The organism is Halopseudomonas bauzanensis (assembly GCF_900114735.1).
GTDB classification, from domain to species: domain Bacteria; phylum Pseudomonadota; class Gammaproteobacteria; order Pseudomonadales; family Pseudomonadaceae; genus Halopseudomonas; species Halopseudomonas bauzanensis.
This window is the reverse complement of the sequence record NZ_FOUA01000004.1, coordinates 1-20,408: the sequence shown is the minus strand read 5'-3', so window position 1 is coordinate 20,408 and position 20,408 is coordinate 1. Positions and strand designations below refer to the sequence as shown.

At 57.9% G+C, this 20,408-nt stretch carries 19 protein-coding genes, 3 tRNA genes and 1 rRNA gene; 19 read left to right on the top strand and 4 right to left on the bottom strand.

All coding sequences use genetic code 11. From position 1 onward, the window contains the following. Positions 1 to 14 precede the first annotated feature (14 nt). The 5 genes from BM267_RS10140 to BM267_RS10120 all read left to right on the top strand — a co-directional run bounded on the left by BM267_RS10140 (position 15) and on the right by BM267_RS10120 (position 5,552). Positions 15 to 923: an alpha/beta fold hydrolase gene (locus BM267_RS10140; protein WP_177173398.1), complete on the top strand. Its 909-nt coding sequence runs from the start codon at positions 15 to 17 to the stop codon at positions 921 to 923. Positions 924 to 999: 76 nt separating this feature from the next. After that, positions 1,000 to 2,124 carry a beta-ketoacyl-ACP synthase III gene (locus BM267_RS10135; protein ID WP_074779790.1) on the top strand — a complete coding sequence of 375 codons (1,125 nt, stop codon included), beginning with the start codon at positions 1,000 to 1,002 and terminating at the stop codon, positions 2,122 to 2,124. A gap of 227 nt (positions 2,125 to 2,351) precedes the next feature. Next, the gene (locus BM267_RS10130) at positions 2,352 to 3,431 is read left to right on the top strand and encodes a porin (protein WP_036992584.1); all 1,080 of its coding nucleotides are present in this window, start codon (positions 2,352 to 2,354) and stop codon (positions 3,429 to 3,431) included. Between the two features lie 205 nt (positions 3,432 to 3,636). Beyond that, a complete protein-coding gene (locus BM267_RS10125; RefSeq protein WP_074779788.1) occupies positions 3,637 to 4,356 on the top strand; it encodes a DUF2057 family protein in 720 nt (239 codons plus the stop codon). 65 nt (positions 4,357 to 4,421) lie between these two features. Further along, positions 4,422 to 5,552 (top strand): GNAT family N-acetyltransferase, encoded by a 1,131-nt coding sequence (locus BM267_RS10120; protein ID WP_074779786.1) that lies wholly within the window; start codon positions 4,422 to 4,424, stop codon positions 5,550 to 5,552. A 36-nt stretch (positions 5,553 to 5,588) separates the two neighbouring features. Here the strand turns inward: BM267_RS10120 and BM267_RS10115 are convergent, their stop codons facing one another. Both BM267_RS10115 and BM267_RS10110 read right to left on the bottom strand, forming a co-directional pair. Further along, positions 5,589 to 6,152, bottom strand: coding sequence for a peptidylprolyl isomerase (locus BM267_RS10115; protein WP_036992575.1), 564 nt, complete (start codon positions 6,150 to 6,152; stop codon positions 5,589 to 5,591). A gap of 106 nt (positions 6,153 to 6,258) precedes the next feature. Further along, positions 6,259 to 7,146: a LysR family transcriptional regulator gene (locus BM267_RS10110; RefSeq protein ID WP_074779784.1), complete on the bottom strand. Its 888-nt coding sequence runs from the start codon at positions 7,144 to 7,146 to the stop codon at positions 6,259 to 6,261. Positions 7,147 to 7,202: 56 nt separating this feature from the next. Here BM267_RS10110 and BM267_RS10105 point away from each other — a divergent pair, with 56 nt between their 5' ends. Next, positions 7,203 to 7,520 carry a hypothetical protein gene (locus BM267_RS10105; RefSeq protein WP_036992264.1) on the top strand — a complete coding sequence of 106 codons (318 nt, stop codon included), beginning with the start codon at positions 7,203 to 7,205 and terminating at the stop codon, positions 7,518 to 7,520. A gap of 53 nt (positions 7,521 to 7,573) precedes the next feature. Here the strand turns inward: BM267_RS10105 and BM267_RS10100 are convergent. Together BM267_RS10100 and BM267_RS10095 are read right to left on the bottom strand one after the other, a co-directional pair. Next, positions 7,574 to 7,649: transfer RNA gene (locus tag BM267_RS10100), tRNA-Asn, on the bottom strand. 80 nt (positions 7,650 to 7,729) lie between these two features. Further along, positions 7,730 to 8,935, bottom strand: coding sequence for an amino acid aminotransferase (locus tag BM267_RS10095; RefSeq protein WP_074779782.1), 1,206 nt, complete (start codon positions 8,933 to 8,935; stop codon positions 7,730 to 7,732). 192 nt (positions 8,936 to 9,127) lie between these two features. Between BM267_RS10095 and uvrB the strand changes: the two genes are divergently transcribed. The 13 genes from uvrB to BM267_RS16855 form a co-directional block, all read left to right on the top strand. Then, on the top strand, positions 9,128 to 11,143 hold the full coding sequence (gene uvrB / locus BM267_RS10090) for an excinuclease ABC subunit UvrB (protein ID WP_074779780.1): 2,016 nt from the start codon (positions 9,128 to 9,130) through the stop codon (positions 11,141 to 11,143). An 83-nt stretch (positions 11,144 to 11,226) separates the two neighbouring features. After that, positions 11,227 to 11,303, top strand: a tRNA-Val gene (locus BM267_RS10085). A 129-nt stretch (positions 11,304 to 11,432) separates the two neighbouring features. Further along, positions 11,433 to 13,358: a threonine--tRNA ligase gene (gene thrS, locus BM267_RS10080; protein ID WP_074779778.1), complete on the top strand. Its 1,926-nt coding sequence runs from the start codon at positions 11,433 to 11,435 to the stop codon at positions 13,356 to 13,358. Further along, positions 13,355 to 13,906, top strand: coding sequence for a translation initiation factor IF-3 (infC, locus tag BM267_RS10075; protein WP_177173401.1), 552 nt, complete (start codon positions 13,355 to 13,357; stop codon positions 13,904 to 13,906). The genes thrS and infC overlap by 4 nt, the downstream gene beginning before the upstream one ends. Before the next feature lie 60 nt (positions 13,907 to 13,966). Continuing rightward, entirely contained in the window at positions 13,967 to 14,161 is a 195-nt protein-coding gene (rpmI, locus tag BM267_RS10070; RefSeq protein WP_036992255.1) for a 50S ribosomal protein L35, read from the top strand. Between the two features lie 21 nt (positions 14,162 to 14,182). Then, positions 14,183 to 14,539, top strand: a complete 357-nt coding sequence (rplT, locus tag BM267_RS10065; RefSeq protein WP_036992253.1) for a 50S ribosomal protein L20 — start codon at positions 14,183 to 14,185, stop codon at positions 14,537 to 14,539. A 105-nt stretch (positions 14,540 to 14,644) separates the two neighbouring features. Further along, positions 14,645 to 15,661, top strand: coding sequence for a phenylalanine--tRNA ligase subunit alpha (gene pheS, locus BM267_RS10060; RefSeq protein WP_036992251.1), 1,017 nt, complete (start codon positions 14,645 to 14,647; stop codon positions 15,659 to 15,661). Positions 15,662 to 15,697: 36 nt separating this feature from the next. Next, on the top strand, positions 15,698 to 18,079 hold the full coding sequence (gene pheT, locus BM267_RS10055) for a phenylalanine--tRNA ligase subunit beta (RefSeq protein WP_074779777.1): 2,382 nt from the start codon (positions 15,698 to 15,700) through the stop codon (positions 18,077 to 18,079). Positions 18,080 to 18,086: 7 nt separating this feature from the next. After that, entirely contained in the window at positions 18,087 to 18,389 is a 303-nt protein-coding gene (ihfA, locus tag BM267_RS10050; protein ID WP_036992243.1) for an integration host factor subunit alpha, read from the top strand. Then, positions 18,370 to 18,729 (top strand): MerR family transcriptional regulator, encoded by a 360-nt coding sequence (locus BM267_RS10045; protein WP_036992242.1) that lies wholly within the window; start codon positions 18,370 to 18,372, stop codon positions 18,727 to 18,729. Before ihfA ends, BM267_RS10045 begins: the two co-directional genes overlap by 20 nt. Positions 18,730 to 18,812: 83 nt before the next feature. Then, a tRNA-Pro gene (locus BM267_RS10040) sits at positions 18,813 to 18,889 on the top strand. A 235-nt stretch (positions 18,890 to 19,124) separates the two neighbouring features. Further along, positions 19,125 to 19,907, top strand: coding sequence for an exodeoxyribonuclease III (locus BM267_RS10035; RefSeq protein WP_074779775.1), 783 nt, complete (start codon positions 19,125 to 19,127; stop codon positions 19,905 to 19,907). A 430-nt stretch (positions 19,908 to 20,337) separates the two neighbouring features. Next, positions 20,338 to 20,408 (top strand): 16S ribosomal RNA (locus BM267_RS16855); the annotation flags it as partial.

Sequence of the window (20,408 nt, the reverse complement as noted above, 5' to 3'; positions counted from 1 at the left end):
AAAGGATTTGTCTGGTGAATGAAGAGCGGATTGTTTCTATCTCCGTGCCCGGAGCCGCGGATGCGTCCCTCCGGGTACGACGCTTCACTCCCGCCGTCGGTGGGCCGGCGGTGCTGCTATTGCACGGCCTGGGCGAGCGGGGCGCGGTATTCTGCCCAGCCGGTGGCACCGGACTGGCGCCCTGGCTGGCTGATGCGGGCTACGATGTGTATGTGCCGGATCTGCGCGACCGCGCGACTGACAGCGCACCCGTACCGGATATTTCCCAGTTTCAATTGATCTGCGAAGACCTGCCTGCGTTGTACGAACTCATTGCCGGCGAACACCCGGGCGAGCGCTTTGCCATCATTGCTCACGGCTGGGGCGGCGTGTTGGCAGCCAGCGCGCTGATCCGGCAGCCAACTTGGCTGGAGCATATCGCCGGACTGATCCATATCGGGGTTCGGCGCGTCTGCCATCAGCGCAACTGGCAGCGTCGGTTGTTGCTGGATATGATGTGGAAACGGCTCGCACCGCTGGCTGGCCGACGTCATGGTTTCGTACCCCTGAGCAGGCTCGGTCTGGGGAGTGCTGACCTGTCGTTGAGGCTGCATGCTGATAGCCAACTGTGGCAAAATGGCGGCAACTGGCGTGATCCGCAGGATAGTTTCGATTATGCTGCGGCATTGGCAGCGATCCGCTGGCCGAGCAGTCTGTATCTGGCAGGCTACAAGGATCATTGCATGGGGCACTTCGCAGACGTCAAGGCGTTCGCTCGGGAGCTGGGCAGCCACGACGCGCAGTTGGTATTGCTGCGCAAGGGCACCGGCAGCGCCCGTGATTATGGCCACCTCGATGTGCTGACTCACCCTCAGGCCGTCAATGACCATTTTCCGCTGATGCTGGCCTGGCTGGCTCGGCAGACGGATGCAAACACGCCATAACAGAATATTTCAGTGGCCGTACCGCCGATATCCGGCGTCACCGCCCATTACATTGAAAATATAAAGAGGTTCGACCGTGCAGAAAGTAGTCATCAGCGGCACAGGTTTGTACACCCCCCCGAACAGCATCAGCAACGACGAACTGGTGGCCAGTTTCAACGCCTGGGCCGAGCGGTTCAACCAGGAGAACGCCGAGGCCATAGCTGCCGGCGAGCTGGCACCGGCGCCGCTGTCGAGCAGCGAATTCATCGAGAAGGCCTCCGGCATCCAGAGCCGTCATGTGGTCAACAAGAGCGGTATCCTCGATATCAACCGCATGGTTCCGGATATTCCCGAGCGCAGCAATGACGAGTGGTCGATCCTCTGCGAAATGTCGGTGAAGGCCGCTACCGAAGCCCTGGAGCGTGCCGGCCGCACCGCTGCGGATATCGATGGCGTGATCGTTGCCTGCTCCAATCTGCAGCGGGCCTATCCGGCTATCGCTGTGGAAGTGCAGGCCGCTCTGGGTATCCAGGGGTTCGGCTTCGATATGAACGTTGCCTGCTCTTCTGCCACCTTCGGCATCCAGGCCGCCGCCAATACCGTAAGCACGGGTCAGGCGCGTGCGGTGCTGATGGTCAACCCCGAGATCTGCACCGGTCATATGAACTTCCGTGACCGTGACAGTCACTTTATCTTCGGCGATGCGTGCACCGCGGTCATTGTCGAGCGGGCTGAGGATGCGGTCTCCGAGCATCAGTTCGAGATCGTCGGCACCAAGCTGCTGACCCAGTTCTCCAATAACATCCGCAACAACTTCGGCTTCCTCAACCGGGCCGACGAAAGCGGTATCGGCCAGCCGGACAAACTCTTCGTTCAGGAAGGCCGCAAGGTATTCCGTGAAGTCTGCCCGATGGTCGCCGAGCTGATCGGCAAGCACCTGGAAGAGCTCAAGCTGTCGGTGGCCGACGTGAGCCGCTTCTGGCTGCACCAGGCCAACCTGAACATGAACATGCTGATCGCCCGCAAGCTGCTGAGCCGTGACCCTGATCTGGAGAAGGAAGCGCCGGTAGTGCTGGATGAATATGCCAACACCAGTTCGGCGGGCTCGATCATTGCCTTTCACAAGTACCAGGATGATCTGCCGTCCGGTAGCCATGGCGTGATCTGCTCCTTCGGTGCCGGTTACTCCATTGGCAGCGTTATCGTCCGCAAACGGTAATATCTCTCTCGCTACACTGCCGCCCAGAACTCTCTCGGCGGCAATCCCTTCGCCGGCAATATGCCGGCGTTTCTATTATCCGTTTTCGCAAAAGTTCCCCCTGTCTTCAAATCTTCATATTTCAGCAAGCTGTCTGTCATATCGGATTTCCATAATCGCTCCGTCGAAACAAAACGACGTCAGTCACACGCAGGATGACGTTTTACAACCCGAAGGAGTTTTATCCGATGAAGAAGAAGTTGATTGCACTTGTTGTTGGTGCTGCAGCTGTCATGCCCGCCGTGGCCATGGCTGATGTAACAGTCTATGGTCGTGCCCACGTTTCCACCGACTTCCTGGACGATGGTGCCGATTACTCCGAAACCAACATCTCCAGCAACTCTTCGCGCCTGGGCTTCAAGGGCGATCACCAGATCAACCCGAACCTGAAAGCGTTCTTCCAGATCGAGCAGCAGATCAACTTCAACACCGGCGAGAGTGATGGTGGTGAGAACTTCGCTACCCGCGATACTTTTGTTGGCGTCGCCGGTACCAACTGGGGTGCTGTCCAGCTGGGCCGTTTCGACAGCCCGTTCAAGGTCGCCCGTGGTCCGGCCAACCTGTTCGGTGACCAGGTCGGTGATATGCGTAACCTGACCCGTGTCGGCAATGCCCGGTTCGATGAGCGTTACGACAACACTGTTCAGTACACCACGCCAAGCCTCGGTGGTTTCAATATCAAGCTGGCCTATTCGGTCTACGAAGGTCAGTCACTGGTCGTTGATGAAAATCACCCCGACTACAACGAAGACTCCGATGCTTTCAGTGCCTCGTTGAACTATGCTGCCGGCGCGTTTGAAGGCTCCCTGGCTTATGAAACTGCAGAGAGCAACACCGGCCGCGGCGAGCGTGATGGTCTGCGTGCTGCGGCGGCTTACAAGCTGACTGATGCATTCAAGCTGGTGGGTTTCTATCAGACCGTCGAATATGATGATTCCGACGCTACGGCTGTTCAGCGTGATTTGTGGACTGCTGATGTCTACGGTCTGGGCGGCGAATTCAAATTTGCCCCCAATACCGCGGTCAAGGCGATGTACATGACCCGTGACGCCGATGCCAACAATGCCGACAGCGACATGTGGGTAGTGGGTATTGAGCACAAGCTGGACAAGGCCGTTCGCGTCTATGCCAACTATGCCCTTGTCGATAATGACGACGATGTTGCGCTGACGCCGTGGAGCCAGGCTCGTACTGCTAACCCGGGCGACGCCGATGCTTCGGGTGAAAAAGCTACTGGTTTCAGTGTGGGTCTGCGCTACGACTTCTGATCCCAGCTGAGGGAACGGAAGCACCGAACCGGGTTGCTCATTCAGAGCAACCCGGTTTTTTTGTGCTCAATCGGCTCTGATGTTACCTGACGCGCCGAGCGGCCTGTCATCGAACTGACATCATTTGTTCCTATTCTTGTTTCGCTCGTAATCCTACACGGTGGCTGCGAACGTCCAGCCTGCCCATTCGCATCAAGGAGTTTCCATGCGTAGTCTTTTCGCTCTCGCCGCTGCCTGCCTGCTGTCTGCCTGTGCTCAGCAGTCCCATGTGCAGCTCTATCCCGGTTCGCCGTTATCCGCCGGCCAGGTGCTCACCGTAGTGGTGCCCAACGAACTCGAAGTGCAGACTATCAACGGTCAGCAGCTTCCCGCTGCCAACTGGAGCTTTGGGACCGCGGACAAGCGCCTGGAGCTTCAGCCGGGGGCTTATCAGGTCAGCGCCTTCTACAAGAATGGCTTCGATATCGATGGTGGTATCAATCATGAAGTCGTGCGTGGGCGCAGCGTGATCTTTACCATTGATGGTCAAGGTGGTGAGCTGTGGGAGCTGGACTTCGACCGGCCGCAAGGTCTGCAGGAAGCCAAGGACTTCGAAAACGAGTTCAATGCCTGGGCGGTGAATACCCGCACCGGTGAGCGATATGCAGCAACCGCTGGTCAGCGTAACACGTCATTGGTCAACAATTTACTCGGTGGTTCCACTGCGGTTGCTGAACAAACTACGGTAGCTCCTTTGGGTGCAACCCCGGCCACTGCTCCTGCGGTTCAAACGGCTCCGGCACAACAGGTCATTGCACCTATGCCGAACGCTGCAACCCAGCAGACCTTGCCGCATAACGACGCTACGCTGACCACGCTGCAACAGATGTGGCAGCTGCTCAGCGAAGACAGTCGCGCGACCTTCCTTGAATGGGCGCAACAGTAAGATAGCCCCGCGCGGGAGGCATTCCGGCCTCCCGCCCATCCTCTCCCTGTGGCATGCTTGTCGCCATGCACATACGTCAGTTGAACCACATAAGCGATATTTCCGCATCAGCCTGGGATGCTCTGCTGAGCACCGATTATCCTTTTCTTCGCCACGCCTTTCTTCATGCGCTTGAGCACAGCGGGTCGGTGAGCCCGGAGCAGGGCTGGGAGCCTGCCCACCTGGTGGTGGAAAACCCTGATGGCAGCCTTCAGGCGTTATTGCCGCTGTATCGCAAACACCACTCCTGGGGCGAATATGTATTCGACTTTCAGTGGGCTGACGCCTGGGAGCGGGCAGGGCAGCGTTATTATCCCAAGCTGACGGCTGCCATTCCTTTTTCTCCCATTCAGGGGCCACGCCTGGTGGCACGCTGTGCTGACAGTCGTGGATTGGTGATCAGCTGGCTCAATCGGGAAGTAGCTGCCGGCCGGATCAGCGGAGCGCATCTGCTGTTCAATGATGGCCAGGAAAACGCTGCTCTGGAAGCGGCCGGTTGGCTTCAGCGGCTGGGCTGCCAATTCCACTGGGTCAATCGCGGTTATGCTTGCTTCGATGATTTTCTGATCGCCTGCAGCTCGCGCAAACGCAAGAATTTCCGTAAGGAACGCCAGAGTGTGGCGGCCCAGGGCATCGAGTTCGATTGGCGCTGCGCGAATGACATCAGCAGCTCCGACTGGGAGCGGTTCTATCCGTTCTATGCAGCGACTTACCTCAAGCGCGGGCGTCATCCCTACCTTAACAGCGCTTTCTTCGAGTCACTGTCGGCTGGTATGGCGGAGTCGGTGCGGTTGGTGTTTGCCAGGGAGGCGGGGCGGGAGGTTGCTGCGGCGTTGTTTCTGGTGGGCGGTGATACGCTATACGGCCGGTATTGGGGCTGCCTGGAAGAGTATGACCGGCTGCATTTCGAGACCTGTTTCTATCAGGGCATGGAGCGTTGTATTGCCGAGGGGCTGAGCCGTTTCGATGCCGGTGCCCAGGGCGAACACAAGCTGTTGCGTGGGTTTGAACCGGTATTGACTCAATCCTGGCACCGGATGCAGCCTGGCCTGCATGAGGCGGTAGCGGGTTTTCTGCTGCAGGAGCGTGACGGCATTCGCGCCTACCAGCAAGACGCGATGAATTATCTTCCCTATCGTCGGGAAGGCCGCCCCTGAAGACCTTCTGCGCTTTCCAGGGGCTTGCCGAGAGACCTATTCCGCGGTTTCTACCCGCTTGGCGCTGATGATGGTGACTGGGTTCTGCGGCACGTTCTGGTGTCCGCCCTGGTTGCCGGTCGGTACCTTGGCAATGGTTTCAACCACATGCTCGCCAGCGACAACCTTGCCGAAAACCGCATAGCCGAAGTCGCGGCTGCCGTGGTTCAGGAAGTCATTGCTGGTGAGATTGATGAAGAACTGGCTGGTGGCGCTATCGCGCACCTGGGTGCGGGCCATGGCAACGGTGTAGCGGTCATTCTTCAGCCCATTATCAGCCTCGTTCTTGATCGGTTGGCCAACGGCACGCTGACGCATGTTGGCATCGAAGCCACCCCCCTGAATCATGAAGCCGGGGATGACGCGATGGAAGATCAGGCCGTCGTAGTGGCCGGCGTCAGCATAACGCAGAAAATTCTCCACGGAGATGGGCGCCGCTTCCGCGTTCAGCTCCAGTTCGATATCGCCATGACTGGTATTCAGCAGCACCCGCGGGTTATCCGCCAGGACAGCAGTGCTGGCCAACAGCAGCGCGCAGGTTCCGATCAGTTTCTTGAGCATGCTTATCTCCATCGAAAAGGAAAGGCGCAGGGGCGCCATTGGGAATTCAGAGGGCATCGAGTGTAAGCACAACCGAAGCCGGACACAACGGCCCTGGGTGCGCTGGTCAGCGTTGGGAGTGCTCGATGATCAGGTCGGCCAATATGCGTGTGGCAGGCCCCAGGGGCTTGTCCTTGTTTGCAAAAAGAAACATGTTGGCCGCGCGGCGGCCGCCCTGGACCAGGGGCAATGCTTTCAAGCTGCCGCGGGTCAGTTGCTCGGCGATGGCATGCTCGGGAAACCAGGCGAAGCCCAACCCTTGCGTCACTAACTGGCTGGCAGTGTTCAGGTTGGTCACTGTCCAGCGTTGTTCAGCTCCGAGCCAGCCAGCATCGCGTGGCTGACGCCTTCCCGAATCCCGGATCACGACCTGCAGGTGGGATTGCAGATCGTTGTGGGTCAACGTCCGGCCAAGCCGATGCAGGGGATGCTCTGGATGGGCTACGGCCACGAACTCGATATCATCAAGCTGATGGGGTAGGTAGCCCGCGATGTTAATACCGGAAATGGCCAGATCGGCAGTGCCATCATGCAAGCACTCTTCCACCCCGGAAAGCACCTCTTCACGCAGCTGCACCCGGCAGCCCTTGCTCTGCGGCATAAACGCCTTCAGCGCTCCGGCCAGACGCTGGGTGGGGTATGCGGCATCGACCACCAACTGCACTTCGGCTTCCCAGCCCTGGTCCATGTTCCAGGCCAGCTCTTCCAGCTGACTGGCTTCCTTGAGCAGGTTGCGCGAGCGCCGCAGCAGGGCGGCTCCGGCTTCGGTCAACACGGCTTTGCGCCCGGCAATCTCCAGCAGCGGTACACCGAGCTGCTCCTGCATGCGGGCAACCGTGTAGCTGACCGAAGACTGCGAGCGATGCAGGGCCTCGGCAGCCTGAGCGAAGCCGCCATGATCGACGACGGCTTGCAGGGTGCGCCATTGTTCCAGGGTGACGCGTGGTGCTTTCATCGATGGAACCTCTGGCCTATGGTGATGAATGAGATATCGTTGAGACGAGGAAGCAAATGTACCAACTTTTGCTGGCCATCGGGATAGCCCTGGCGCCACCAGTGTTCGCCGAGGCATTTCCCATCGATGTGAAGCTGGGCCCTGGCGCAGACGAGGTGTCGGTGAGCAGCACCGATCTGGGCAATATTGCTGCGCTCAAGCTGACCAGTCAGGCTACTGTGCCGCTGCGTTGCCAGGCCACCTTCGTCAATGGCCCCGAGCGGCCGCTACCGCGCAGAGTACGCCTGCAGCCGGGCGAGGAGGTAGTGCTGACCCATGAGTTCACGCGGGAGATCATTCGGGTCCGGGTGCATATCGATTGCGCACCGGAATGAGGCTTTTCTGCAGGCAATAAAAAACCCGGCAATTCGCCGGGTTTTTCTTGATTTGGCTCCGCGACCAGGACTCGAACCTGGGACCCAATGATTAACAGTCATTTGCTCTACCAACTGAGCTATCGCGGAACGGATGCGCGCACTTTACCAAAAAAATCATCCAAGTCAACACCTTGAACCACTTTTCAATAAGTGCGCGGAGGTTTGCTTCAGCCTTCGAGCATCACCTTGGCCATGGCATTGGCGACCAGATCAATATTGCCATGGTTGAGCGCGGCCACGCAGATGCGGCCGCTGCCGACCGCGTAAATGGCGGATTCTTCGGCCAGGCGCGCGACCTGTTCGCGACTCAGGCCGGAGTAGGAGAACATGCCGCGCTGCTGTTCGATGAAGCTGACATCCTGCTGGACGCCGGCGGCACGAAGTTTGTCAGCCAGGGCGTGGCGCATCTGCTTGATGCGTACCCGCATCTCGGCCAGCTCTTCAACCCACATGGTATACAGTTCGGCATTGTTCAATACCGCGGCCACTACCTTGGCGCCATGGGTCGGCGGGTTGGAATAATTGGTGCGAATGACACGCTTGAGCTGGGATAGCACCCGTTCGCCTTCTTCGGGCGTTTCGGTGATCAGTGTCAGTGCGCCGACGCGCTCGCCGTACAGTGAAAAGGATTTGGAGAAAGAGCTGGCGATCAGACAGGGCAGGCCGGCCTCGGCGAACAGGCGCACTGCCAGCGCGTCGTCTTCCAGATTGTCACCAAAGCCCTGATAGGCGATGTCCAGAAAGGGCACATGGTTGCACTTGCGGACAACGTCGATCACCTGCTTCCATTGGTCCGCGCTGAGGTCCACCCCGGTCGGGTTGTGGCAGCACGCGTGCAGCAGCACCACGCTGCCTTCAGGCAAGGCTTCGATCCCTTGCAGCATGCCCTGGAGATTCAGCCCGTGGGTGGCCGGATCATAATAGGGATAGGTCACCACCTCGTAGCCTGCGGTTTCGAACAGCGAGCGATGGTTTTCCCAGCTCGGATCACTGATCGCGACCAGACGTTTGCCTGCCTGGCGATACAGGAAGTCCGCGCCCAGCTTCAGTGCGCCGGTGCCGCCCAGCGACTGGGCCGTGACCAGGCGACCGGAGGCCAGCAGTGCTGAATCGGCACCCAGCAGCAGTTTCTGTACAGCAAGATCGTAAGGTGCCAGACCCTCCATGGGGAGGTAGGTGCGGGCAGCGTGCTCGGCAACCCGCGCCTCTTCTGCCGCCTGTACTGCGCGGAGGAGGGGAACCTTACCGTTCTCGTCGTAATAGACGCCGACGCCCAGATTGACTTTTTCTGTACGCGGATCGGCATTGAAGGCTTCGTTCAGGCCAAGGATGGGATCGCGTGGCGCCATTTCTACGGGGGAAAACAGACTCATGATATGGGCAGACTCGAAACAGGTGAATGTAAGCGTCGGGCTGTGCCGCAGGCGGCCGACTATTATAAACAGAGACTGGGGCGCGGTGCGAGTGCGCGCGGTCCCGGTCAGTGGTGTTTGAAACGAGAACAGACCATGCAGTGGGCAATGCTATGATTATGGCTGTCTGTCCATTCGCGGTGCCGTTTCGTCATGAACCAATTCAATCTGCAAACCCGTTTCAAGCCCGCTGGTGACCAGCCGGTAGCCATTGAGCAGTTGGTAGAAGGGCTGGAAGCCGGCCTGTCTCACCAGACGCTGCTCGGGGTGACCGGGTCGGGGAAGACCTTCACCATCGCCAATGTCATCCAGCGGATGCAGCGCCCGACCATCATCATGGCGCCGAACAAGACGCTGGCCGCGCAGTTGTATGGCGAGTTCCGCGAGTTCTTCCCGAACAATGCGGTGGAGTACTTCGTTTCCTACTACGACTACTACCAACCCGAGGCCTACGTGCCGGCGTCAGATACCTTCATCGAGAAGGATGCTTCGATCAATGACCATATCGAGCAGATGCGTCTGTCCGCGACCAAGGCACTGATGGAGCGGTCGGATGCAATCATCGTGGCCACCGTGTCGGCTATCTACGGCTTGGGCGACCCCGAATCCTATCTGCGCATGGTGCTGCATATCGATCGGGGCGATATCCTCGACCAGCGCACCATGTTGCGTCGCCTGGCAGAGCTGCAGTACACGCGCAACGATATGGAGCTGTCGCGCGCCACCTATCGGGTGCGCGGGGATGTGATCGATGTTTACCCCGCCGAATCTGACCTGGAGGCGATCCGCATCGAGCTGTTCGACGATACGGTGGAAACCATCAGTTTCTTTGATCCGCTTACTGGAGAGGTTTTACGTAAGGTTCCGCGTGTAACTATCTATCCTAAATCACATTATGTGACGCCACGAGAGAAGTTGCTGGAGGCGGTAGAGGAAATCAAGGTTGAACTCAAGGAGCGCCTGGAGGTGCTCAACAGTCAGAACAAACTGGTCGAGGCCCAGCGCCTGGAACAGCGGACCCGCTTCGATATGGAAATGATCATGGAGCTGGGTTACTGCAACGGCATCGAGAACTATTCACGCTATCTGTCTGGGCGACCACAGGGGGAGGCGCCACCCACCCTGTTTGATTATCTGCCGGCCAACGCCTTGCTGGTGATCGACGAGTCCCACGTGTCGGTGCCTCAGGTCGGCGCCATGTACAAGGGCGACCGCTCACGTAAGGAAACGCTGGTGGAATATGGCTTCCGGCTTCCATCGGCGCTGGACAACCGGCCCATGCGCTTCGATGAATGGGAAGCGATTTCGCCCCAGGCCATCTTTGTCTCCGCCACCCCTGGGCCCTACGAAGAAACCCATGCCGGTCGGGTGGTAGAGCAGGTGGTGCGACCGACCGGGCTGGTCGATCCCCTGATTGAGGTGCGACCGGCCACGACCCAGGTGGACGATTTGTTGTCGGAAATCGGCTTGCGGGTCGCCCAAGGCGATCGGGTGCTGGTGACTACCTTGACCAAGCGCATGGCCGAAGATCTCACTGACTATCTGGCCGATCATGGTGTGCGAGTGCGCTATCTGCATTCGGATATCGATACGGTGGAGCGTGTCGAGATCATCCGCGACCTGCGCATTGGTGGTTTTGATGTGTTGGTTGGCATTAACTTGTTGCGCGAAGGTCTTGATATGCCTGAAGTTTCTCTTGTCGCTATTCTGGATGCGGACAAGGAGGGCTTCCTCCGCTCCGAGCGCTCGTTGATTCAGACCATCGGGCGGGCAGCGCGGAACCTGAATGGCAAGGCCATCCTTTATGCCGACCGCATCACCGGCTCAATGGAGCGCGCCATCGGCGAAACCGAGCGCCGCCGCGCCAAGCAGATCAGTTTCAACCTGGAGCACGGCATCACTCCCAAAGGGGTGGTCAAGAGTGTGCAGGATATCCTGGAAGGCGCAGTGGTGCCTGGCAGTCGCTCGAACAAGCGGCGTCAGCTCAAGGCTGCAGAAGATGCCGCCGGCTATGGTGCCGAGAAACTGCGCTCGCCGGCGGAAATCACCAAGCGCATTCGCCAGTTGGAAGAGAAGATGTACCAGCACGCCCGGGATCTCGAATTCGAGGCCGCGGCACAGCTGCGTGATGACATACAGCAGCTGCGCAAGCAGTTGGTCAACGTCTGAGGGAGTGTCGAGGTTTTTGCACTTTTTCAGTAACTTAGGGGTTGACGGGTGCGAGGGTGGTCCGTATAGTTCGCCTCCATCGCAGGCACGTAGCTCAGTTGGTTAGAGCACCACCTTGACATGGTGGGGGTCGTTGGTTCGAATCCAATCGTGCCTACCAAATCAAAGCCCGATCACCCTGTGATCGGGCTTTTTTATTTCTACGCCGAACGGGCTGCAGCAGTCATCCCGGCCGGCTATTTCCATCATGTGGCCTTACGTAGCGGTCACCACTGAGAAGGAGCGGTTCATGCCCATCATTACTCTTCCTGACGGCAGTCAGCGTACTTTTGATCATCCCGTAAGCGTGACCGAGGTGGCACAGTCCATCGGCGCCGGCCTGGCCAAGGCCACTGTGGCGGGCAAGGTCGACGGTCGCCTGGTAGATGCCTGTGACGTCATCGATCAGGATGCCAGTCTGCAGATCATTACGCCGAAAGACGAAGAGGGGCTGGAGATCATCCGTCACTCCTGCGCTCACCTGGTCGGGCACGCGGTCAAACAGTTGTATCCCACCGCGAAGATGGTGATCGGGCCGGTCATCGATGAAGGCTTCTATTACGACATCGCCTACGAGCGCGGCTTTACGCCAGAAGATATGGCGGCCATCGAGAAGCGCATGCGCGAGCTGATCGCTACTGAGTACGATGTCATCAAGAAAATGACGCCGCGTGATGAAGTGATTCAGGTATTTAGCGAGCGAGGCGAGGATTACAAGCTGCGCCTGGTCGAAGACATGCCCGATGAGAAAGCCATGGGCCTGTACTATCACGAAGAATATGTCGACATGTGCCGTGGCCCTCACGTGCCCAATACCCGTTTTCTCAAGGCTTTCCAGCTGACCCGCATTTCCGGCGCCTATTGGCGCGGCGATGCCAAGAACGAGCAGCTGCAGCGTATCTACGGTACTGCGTGGGCGGACAAGAAGCAGCTGGCTGCCTATATCACGCGAATCGAAGAAGCCGAAAAGCGCGATCATCGCAAAATCGGCAAGCGCCTGAATCTATTCCATACCCAGGAAGAAGCGCCGGGCATGGTGTTCTGGCATCCGAACGGCTGGACTGTCTATCAGGTCCTTGAGCAATACATGCGCAAGCTCCAGCGTGACGCTGGCTACCGCGAGATTCGCACGCCTCAGGTGGTGGATCGGGTGCTGTGGGAGCGTTCCGGACACTGGGAACATTACTCGGCGAACATGTTTACTACCGAGTCGGAAAGCCGCGATTACGCGATCAAGCCGATGAACTGCCCGTGCCACATTCAGGTGTTCAATCAGGGGCTGAAGAGCTACCGTGAGCTGCCGTTGCGTCTGGCTGAGTTCGGCTCCTGTCATCGTAACGAGCCGTCTGGTTCGCTGCATGGTTTGATGCGGGTGCGCGGGTTCACTCAGGATGATGCGCACATTTTCTGTACCGATGAGCAGGTCAAGGCCGAGGCGGCCGACTTTATTGCTCTGACCTTGCAGGTCTATCGCGATTTTGGCTTCGATGACGTCGAGCTGAAGCTGTCCACTCGTCCGGAAGATCGGATGGGTGATGATGCCGACTGGGATCAGGCGGAGCGGGGATTGGAAGAGGCGCTGAACGAGGCAGGTCTCAAGTGGGATCTGCAACCCGGTGAAGGCGCTTTCTACGGTCCGAAGATCGAGTTTTCGCTGCGCGACTGCCTGGGTCGGGTCTGGCAGTGTGGTACCCTGCAGCTTGATTTCATGCTGCCGGGCCGTCTGGGCGCGCAGTATGTCGCCGAAGATGGTGCGCGCAAGACGCCGGTTATGCTGCATCGTGCCATTCTTGGTTCGTTCGAGCGCTTCATCGGTATTCTGATCGAGCACTACGCTGGTGACTTCCCGGCGTGGCTTGCACCGACCCAGGTAGCGGTGCTGAATATCACCGATAATCAGGCGCAATTTTCCCAGGAAGTTGAGAAATCTCTCAATGAAATGGGATATCGCGCTGTTGCGGACTTGAGAAACGAGAAGATCGGCTTTAAAATCCGCGAGCATACTTTGCACAAGACTCCCTATCTGCTGGTAATCGGCGACCGGGAAGTCGAATCGCACACTGTGGCCGTGCGCACGCGGGAGGGAAAAGATCTGGGTACGATGACAATTGCCGAGTTCTCCGATTTCCTTGCCCGCGCCGTCGCACAACGAGGCCGCCCGAATTCGGAGCAATAAAGATTAAACGCGAGATGAGACAAGACAAAAGAGCCGCACAGCGCCCGCCGATCAACGAAAACATCACGGCGCGCGAAGTGCGCCTGATCGGCGCCGAAGGTGAACAAATCGGTATCGTGTCCATTCAGGAAGCCATGGCCGCCGCTGATGAGGCCAAGCTCGACCTGGTTGAAATCTCCCCCGATGCAGAGCCGCCTGTTTGCCGAATCATGGATTACGGCAAGCACATCTTCGAAAAGAAGAAGCAGCAGGCTGCTGCCCGGAAGAATCAGAAGATCATTCAGATCAAGGAAATCAAGTTTCGTCCAGGGACGGAAGAAGGGGACTATAAGGTCAAGCTACGCAACCTTATCAAGTTCCTTAGTGAGGGTGACAAAGCCAAGGTATCCCTGCGATTCCGCGGCCGCGAAATGGCTCATCAGGAGCTGGGCATGGAGTTGTTGAAGCGGGTCGAAGCCGATCTCGCCGAATACGGCACCGTTGAACAGCACCCGAAAATGGAAGGTCGTCAATTGATGATGGTCCTAGCACCCAAGAAGAAAAAGTAATCTCCAGGGCAACGCCAGGCCTTGTGATTATCTTATCCACTCTATTTGGAGTACCTGAACATGGCAAAGATGAAAACCAAGAGCGGTGCCGCCAAGCGCTTTAAAGTGACTGGCAGTGGCATCAAGCACAAGCACGCTTTCAAAAGCCACATCCTGACCAAGATGAGCACCAAGCGTAAGCGTCAACTGCGTGGTACTTCTCAGCTCAATGCTGCAGATGTCCAGAAGGTTGAACGTATGTTGCGCCTCCGTTAATCAAGGTTGAGGATTTAAAGAATGGCTCGTGTTAAGCGTGGTGTAATGGCGCGCAAGCGTCACAAGAAGATTCTGAAACTCGCCAAAGGTTACTACGGTGCGCGTTCGCGTGTATTCCGGGTTGCCAAGCAGGCGGTCATCAAGGCAGGTCAGTACGCCTATCGTGACCGCAAGCAGCGCAAGCGTCAGTTCCGTGCTCTGTGGATTGCCCGTATCAACGCCGGTGCTCGTCAGAATGGCATGTCCTACAGCCGTCTGATTGCTGGCCTGAAAAAGGCATCCGTTGAAATCGACCGTAAGGTTCTGGCCGATCTGGCTGTGAACGAAAAAGCGGCGTTTACCGCGATTGTCGAAAAAGCAAAGGCTAGCCTGGCTTAAGCCCTCGTTACGACAATCACCGGCGCCTCGTGTGCCGGTTGGCAACGTCATTAATAGGGGAAGAGCCTCATCGCTCTTCCCCTATTTTTGTTTCTGGAGTGTGAAATGGAAAACCTAGACGCGCTGGTCTCCCAGGCCCTGGAGGCCGTGCAGCAGGCGGCTGATGTCAATGCGCTGGAGCAGCTTCGCGTCCAGTATCTTGGCAAGAAGGGCGAGCTTACCCAGGTGATGAAGACCCTGGGCAATATCCCTGCCGAAGAGCGCCCCAAAGTAGGCGCCATGGTCAATGAAGCCAAGGAGCAGGTGCAGACAGCACTGAATGCTCGCAAGACCAGCATGGAAGCGGCAGCGCTGAATGCCCGTCTTGCTGCGGAGCGGGTCGATGTGACCCTCCCTGGCCGCGGCCAGGCCAGCGGCGGATTGCATCCGGTCACCCGGACCATGGAGCGGATTGAAGAGTTCTTTTCCCGCATTGGCTACGCCGTCGCGGAAGGCCCTGAAGTGGAAGATGATTACCACAACTTCGAGGCGCTCAATATTCCCGGTCATCACCCGGCTCGGGCGATGCACGATACCTTCTATTTCAACGCCAACACCCTGTTGCGCACCCACACCTCGCCAGTGCAGGTGCGTACCATGGAAAGCCAGGAGCCGCCGATTCGTATCGTTTGCCCCGGCCGCGTCTATCGTTGCGATTCAGATCTGACCCATTCGCCGATGTTCCATCAGGTCGAAGGCCTGCTGGTTGATCGCAAGGTCAGCTTCGCCGATCTGAAAGGCACCATTGCCGAGTTTCTGCAGGTGTTTTTCGAGAAAGACCTGAAGGTGCGTTTCCGGCCGTCATTCTTTCCCTTCACCGAGCCGTCCGCCGAGGTCGATATCCAGTGCGTGATGTGCAGCGGCTGCGGTTGCCGGGTATGCAAGCAGACCGGCTGGCTGGAAGTCATGGGCTGCGGCATGGTGCACCCCAATGTATTCCACTCCTCGGGTATCGATCCCGAGCAGTTTCAGGGCTTTGCCTTCGGCATGGGCGTCGAGCGCCTGGCCATGCTGCGTTACGGCGTGAACGATCTGCGCCTGTTCTTCGACAACGACCTGCGCTTCCTGGCCCAGTTTCGCTGACACCGTAATCGCAACCTTTGATAGCAGGAAGAGAACATGAAATTCAGTGAACAGTGGCTGCGCAGCTGGGTGAATCCGGAGGTTTCCCGAGACGATCTGGTCGCGCGCCTGTCCATGGCTGGTCTCGAAGTGGACAGCGTAACGCCGGCTGCCGGTGTGTTCAGCGGCGTGGTGGTGGGGGAGATTCTAGCCGCCGAGCAGCATCCCGATGCGGACAAGCTGCGTGTCTGCCGTGTCAGTAACGGCAGCGAGGAATTCCAGGTGGTGTGCGGTGCGCCAAACGCCCGTGCTGGCATCAAGATTCCCTTCGCCATGGTTGGTGCCGTGCTCGGCGACGACTTCAAGATCAAGAAGGCCAAGCTGCGTGGCGTCGAATCCTTCGGTATGCTGTGCTCGGCATCCGAGCTCAAGCTGTCGGACGATCACGACGGCCTGTTCGAGTTGCCCACCGATGCTCCGGTTGGCCATGATGTGCGTGAATATCTGGGCCTGGATGATGCGATCATCGAGGTCGACCTGACGCCTAACCGTGGCGACTGCTTGTCCATCGCTGGTCTGGCCCGCGAAGTGGGCGCTAACTACGCAGCGCCGGTCAGCCGCCCGGTAACCGATGCCGTCTCCGCCAGTCATGATGAGACCCGCCCGGTCGAGCTTTTGGCTCCCGCAGCTTGCCCGCGTTATATCGGTCGTGTCATTCGCAATGTCGACCTTTCTCGCCCGACACCGTTGTGGATGGTCGAGCGCCTGCGCCGTAGCGATATTCGCAGCATTGATGCTGTAGTGGATATCACCAACTACGTCATGCTGGAGCTGGGCCAGCCGCTGCATGCCTTCGATCTGGCGCAGATTCGCGGTGGCATCCGGGTGCGCATGGCCGAGGAGGGTGAGAAGCTGGTGCTGCTCGACGGCCAGGAAATCAGTCTGCGCAGCGATACGCTGGTGATTGCCGATCATGAACGCCCCCTTGCCATGGCTGGCGTCATGGGTGGTGAGCACAGTGGTGTCAATGACAGCACTACCGACCTGTTCCTGGAAAGCGCTTTCTTCGACAATATTGCGATCGCCGGCAAGGCCCGCAACTACGGTTTGCATACCGATGCCTCCCATCGTTATGAGCGTGGTGTCGACTGGCAATTGCAGCGTGAAGCGGCTGAGCGCGCTACTGCGCTGTTGCTGGATATCGTGGGTGGCGAAGCTGGCCCGGTCGTGGAAGCGGTCGAGCCGGCATACCTGCCGAAGCCGGTAAGTATCACCTTGCGTAACGAGCGTGTGACGCAGATGCTTGGGTTGGAGATCGCCCCAGCGGAAGTCGAAGCCTATCTCTGCGGCCTGGAATTGGTGATCGCGGCCAGGGGCGAAGACGAGTGGCAGGTGGATGTACCCAGCCACCGCTTCGATATTTCGCTGGAAATCGATCTGATCGAAGAGCTGGCCCGCCTGTATGGCTACAACCGCCTGCCGGTCAGCGCTCCGACTGCTGCATTGAGCCTCACCGCCAAGCCGGAAACTCGAGGTGAGCTGCCGATTCTGCGGCGTCTGTTGGTCGCGCGTGGATACCAGGAAGCGATCACCTACAGTTTTGTCGAGCCGGGCCTGAACAAACTGTTTGATCCGCAAAGTGAGCCCCTGGCGCTGGCCAACCCCATCTCCAGCGACATGGCAGTCATGCGTACTTCCCTGTGGCCGGGCCTGAGCAAAGCGGTGCAGCATAACCAGAACCGCCAGCAATCACGGGTTCGCTTGTTCGAGAGTGGCCTGCGCTTCGTGCCCCAAGCGAACGGCGAGTTGCTGCAGGAGCCCATGTTGTCAGGCATCGCCTGTGGTTCGCGACTGCCCGAAGGCTGGGCTAATAGTAGCGACAAGCTGGACTTTCACGATGTGAAGGGCGATGTCGAGGCGGTGCTGGGGCAGGGGGGCGCGCTGGCATCCTTTGACTTCGAGCCGTCGGAACACCCCGCGCTGCATCCGGGTCAGTGCGCGCGCATCATGCGTGACGGCAAGGTTGCCGGTTGGCTCGGCGCACTGCACCCGCAACTGGTAACTGAGCTGGACCTGCAAGGTCCGGTATTTGCCTTCGAGTTGAGCCTGGAGAATATCGTCGAAGGCCGGCTGCCGCGCTTCAGCGAACTCTCCCGCTTCCCTGAAGTCAGACGTGATATCGCGGTCCTGGTGGATAAGGGAGTCGCTGCCGGCGACCTGATGGCGGATATCCGCGAGCAGGCCGGTGAGTTCCTGAAAAACCTCAGGCTCTTTGATGTATATGAAGGGAAAGGTATTGATCCCCAAAGTAAAAGTCTGGCAATCGGCTTGACCTTACAGCATTCATCGCGCACTCTTACTGACGAAGAAGTGAATGCAGTTATGGACAAGGTGCTCGGGTCATTGGAGCAAAGGTTCAACGCCACACTACGGAAATAGGATTGCTATGGGGGCTCTGACAAAAGCAGAAATGGCGGAACGTCTCTACGAGGAGCTTGGCTTCAACAAGCGTGAAGCCAAGGAGCTGGTAGAACTGTTTTTTGAAGAGATCCGCAATGCGCTGGAAAGCAACGAGCAGGTCAAATTGTCCGGTTTTGGCAATTTTGACCTGCGCGACAAGCGTCAGCGCCCTGGTCGCAATCCCAAGACCGGCGAAGAAATACCTATAACGGCCCGGCGCGTGGTCACCTTCCGCCCCGGTCAGAAACTCAAGGCCCGAGTAGAAGCCTATGCTGGAACCCAGCCATAACAACGAACTGCCGGCAATCCCGGGAAAGCGCTACTTCACTATCGGTGAGGTTAGCGAGCTCTGTGCCGTCAAACCACACGTGCTGCGCTACTGGGAGCAGGAGTTTCCGCAGCTGTCACCGGTCAAGCGTCGCGGTAATCGCCGTTACTATCAGCGCCAGGATGTGTTGATGATTCGTCAGATCCGAGCATTGCTTTATGATCAGGGTTTCACCATCGGTGGCGCCCGCCAAAGACTCTCTGGTGATGAAGCCAAGGACGATGGTAGTCATTACAAACAGCTCATCCGGCAGACCATCGCCGAGCTGGAAGAAGTGCTGCAGGTATTGAAGACAAAATAAGCTAAAGCGTGAAAAAAACCTTTCGCATTTCAGTTAGTTAATGTATAGTTCGTCCCGCTTTGGCAGGAACCGCAAAGCATGATCGGGGCGTAGCGCAGCCTGGTAGCGCACTTGCATGGGGTGCAAGGGGTCGAGTGTTCGAATCACTCCGTCCCGACCAAAAATCCCTAAAAACCCAAGCATTCATGCTTGGGTTTTTTTATGCCCGATTATTCGCGAATTCTCTCAATCCTGGCCGGTAGATAATCGGTGTCTCTTGCGATGTCCCTTCCGATTTTTATTCGCGCGATGCAGCTTGGTTTTGCGCGGTTCCGTTAGGGGGCATGGTCATTGAAGGAACTAAAGCGCGGTCTTCTCGTTCCGATACCTAGAAGCATGATTCAAGGTGAAGGGCGATGCGCACCCTCAAGATAGCGACATTCAACATCAATGGCATTCGTGCCCGCTTGCCGGCTCTGTTGCAGTGGCTATCGCGCGAGAAGCCGGAAATCGTATGCCTGCAGGAGCTGAAAGCGGCAGACGATGTCTTCCCCGTTGATGCTATCCGCGAGGCGGGGTATGAGGCGGTATGGCACGGCCAGAAATCCTGGAATGGCGTGGCAATACTGGCCAGGGGAGTTGAGCCTCTATTAAGTCGGCGCGGGTTGCCAGGTGATCCTGACCCGGGGCAGAGCCGCTATATAGAAGCGGTAGTGGAAGGGGTGATCGTAGGCTGCCTTTACCTGCCCAATGGTAATCCGCAGCCAGGCCCTAAGTTCGACTACAAGCTTGCCTGGTTCAATAGGTTGATTGAGCATGCTGACTCTTTGCTCGAGGCGGGGCACCCAGTGGTGCTGGCAGGCGACTACAATGTAGTGCCGACGGATGCCGATATCTACAATCCCCGCTCCTGGAAAAATGACGCGCTGCTTCAGCCAGAAACCCGCGAGTGCTACCAGCGCTTATTGGGGCGTGGCTGGACCGATGCGCTGGACAGTCTCTATCCAGGTCAGCGTATCTACACCTTTTGGGACTATTTTCGCCAGCATTGGAAAACCAACTCGGGGTTGCGGATAGATCACTTGTTACTGAGTCCGCAGTTGACTGAGCGATTGACCGGCGGCGGGGTGGATCTCTGGGTGCGCGATGAGCCAAAAGCCAGCGATCATGCGCCCACTTGGGTAGATCTATCAATTTAGCGCTACGCTATTGACAGACAAGCGAAACGGCGTAGAATGCGCCGCTCACTGAAGAGGCCGGCAGCATCGCTTTTTCAGGGTGAGAAAGGATTTTCAGGAAGGCGTTGACAAGGGGTATGACTCCTGTAGAATGCGCCTCCCTGGCCCGGAACAGCAGCAGTGTTCCAGGCCGATGTGTCAAGCGGTGCAGCGCTGCAAAGCCTCACAAAAAAAAGCTTGACAGATCATAAGGTTGGCGTAGAATGCGCGGCCTTGGTTAAGCGGAAACGCGGACCGAATCGCTCTTTAACAAATTGGAATCAAGTAATTCGTGTGGGTGCTTGTGGATGTCGTGATGATCGCAAGATTATCAGCCTACAAGTAACTCGTGAATTCATGAGTTTAGTAAGCTGAGCCAAGTTTAGGGTTTTCTCAAAACCCATGCAGTTTTTAACTGAAGAGTTTGATCATGGCTCAGATTGAACGCTGGCGGCAGGCCTAACACATGCAAGTCGAGCGGAA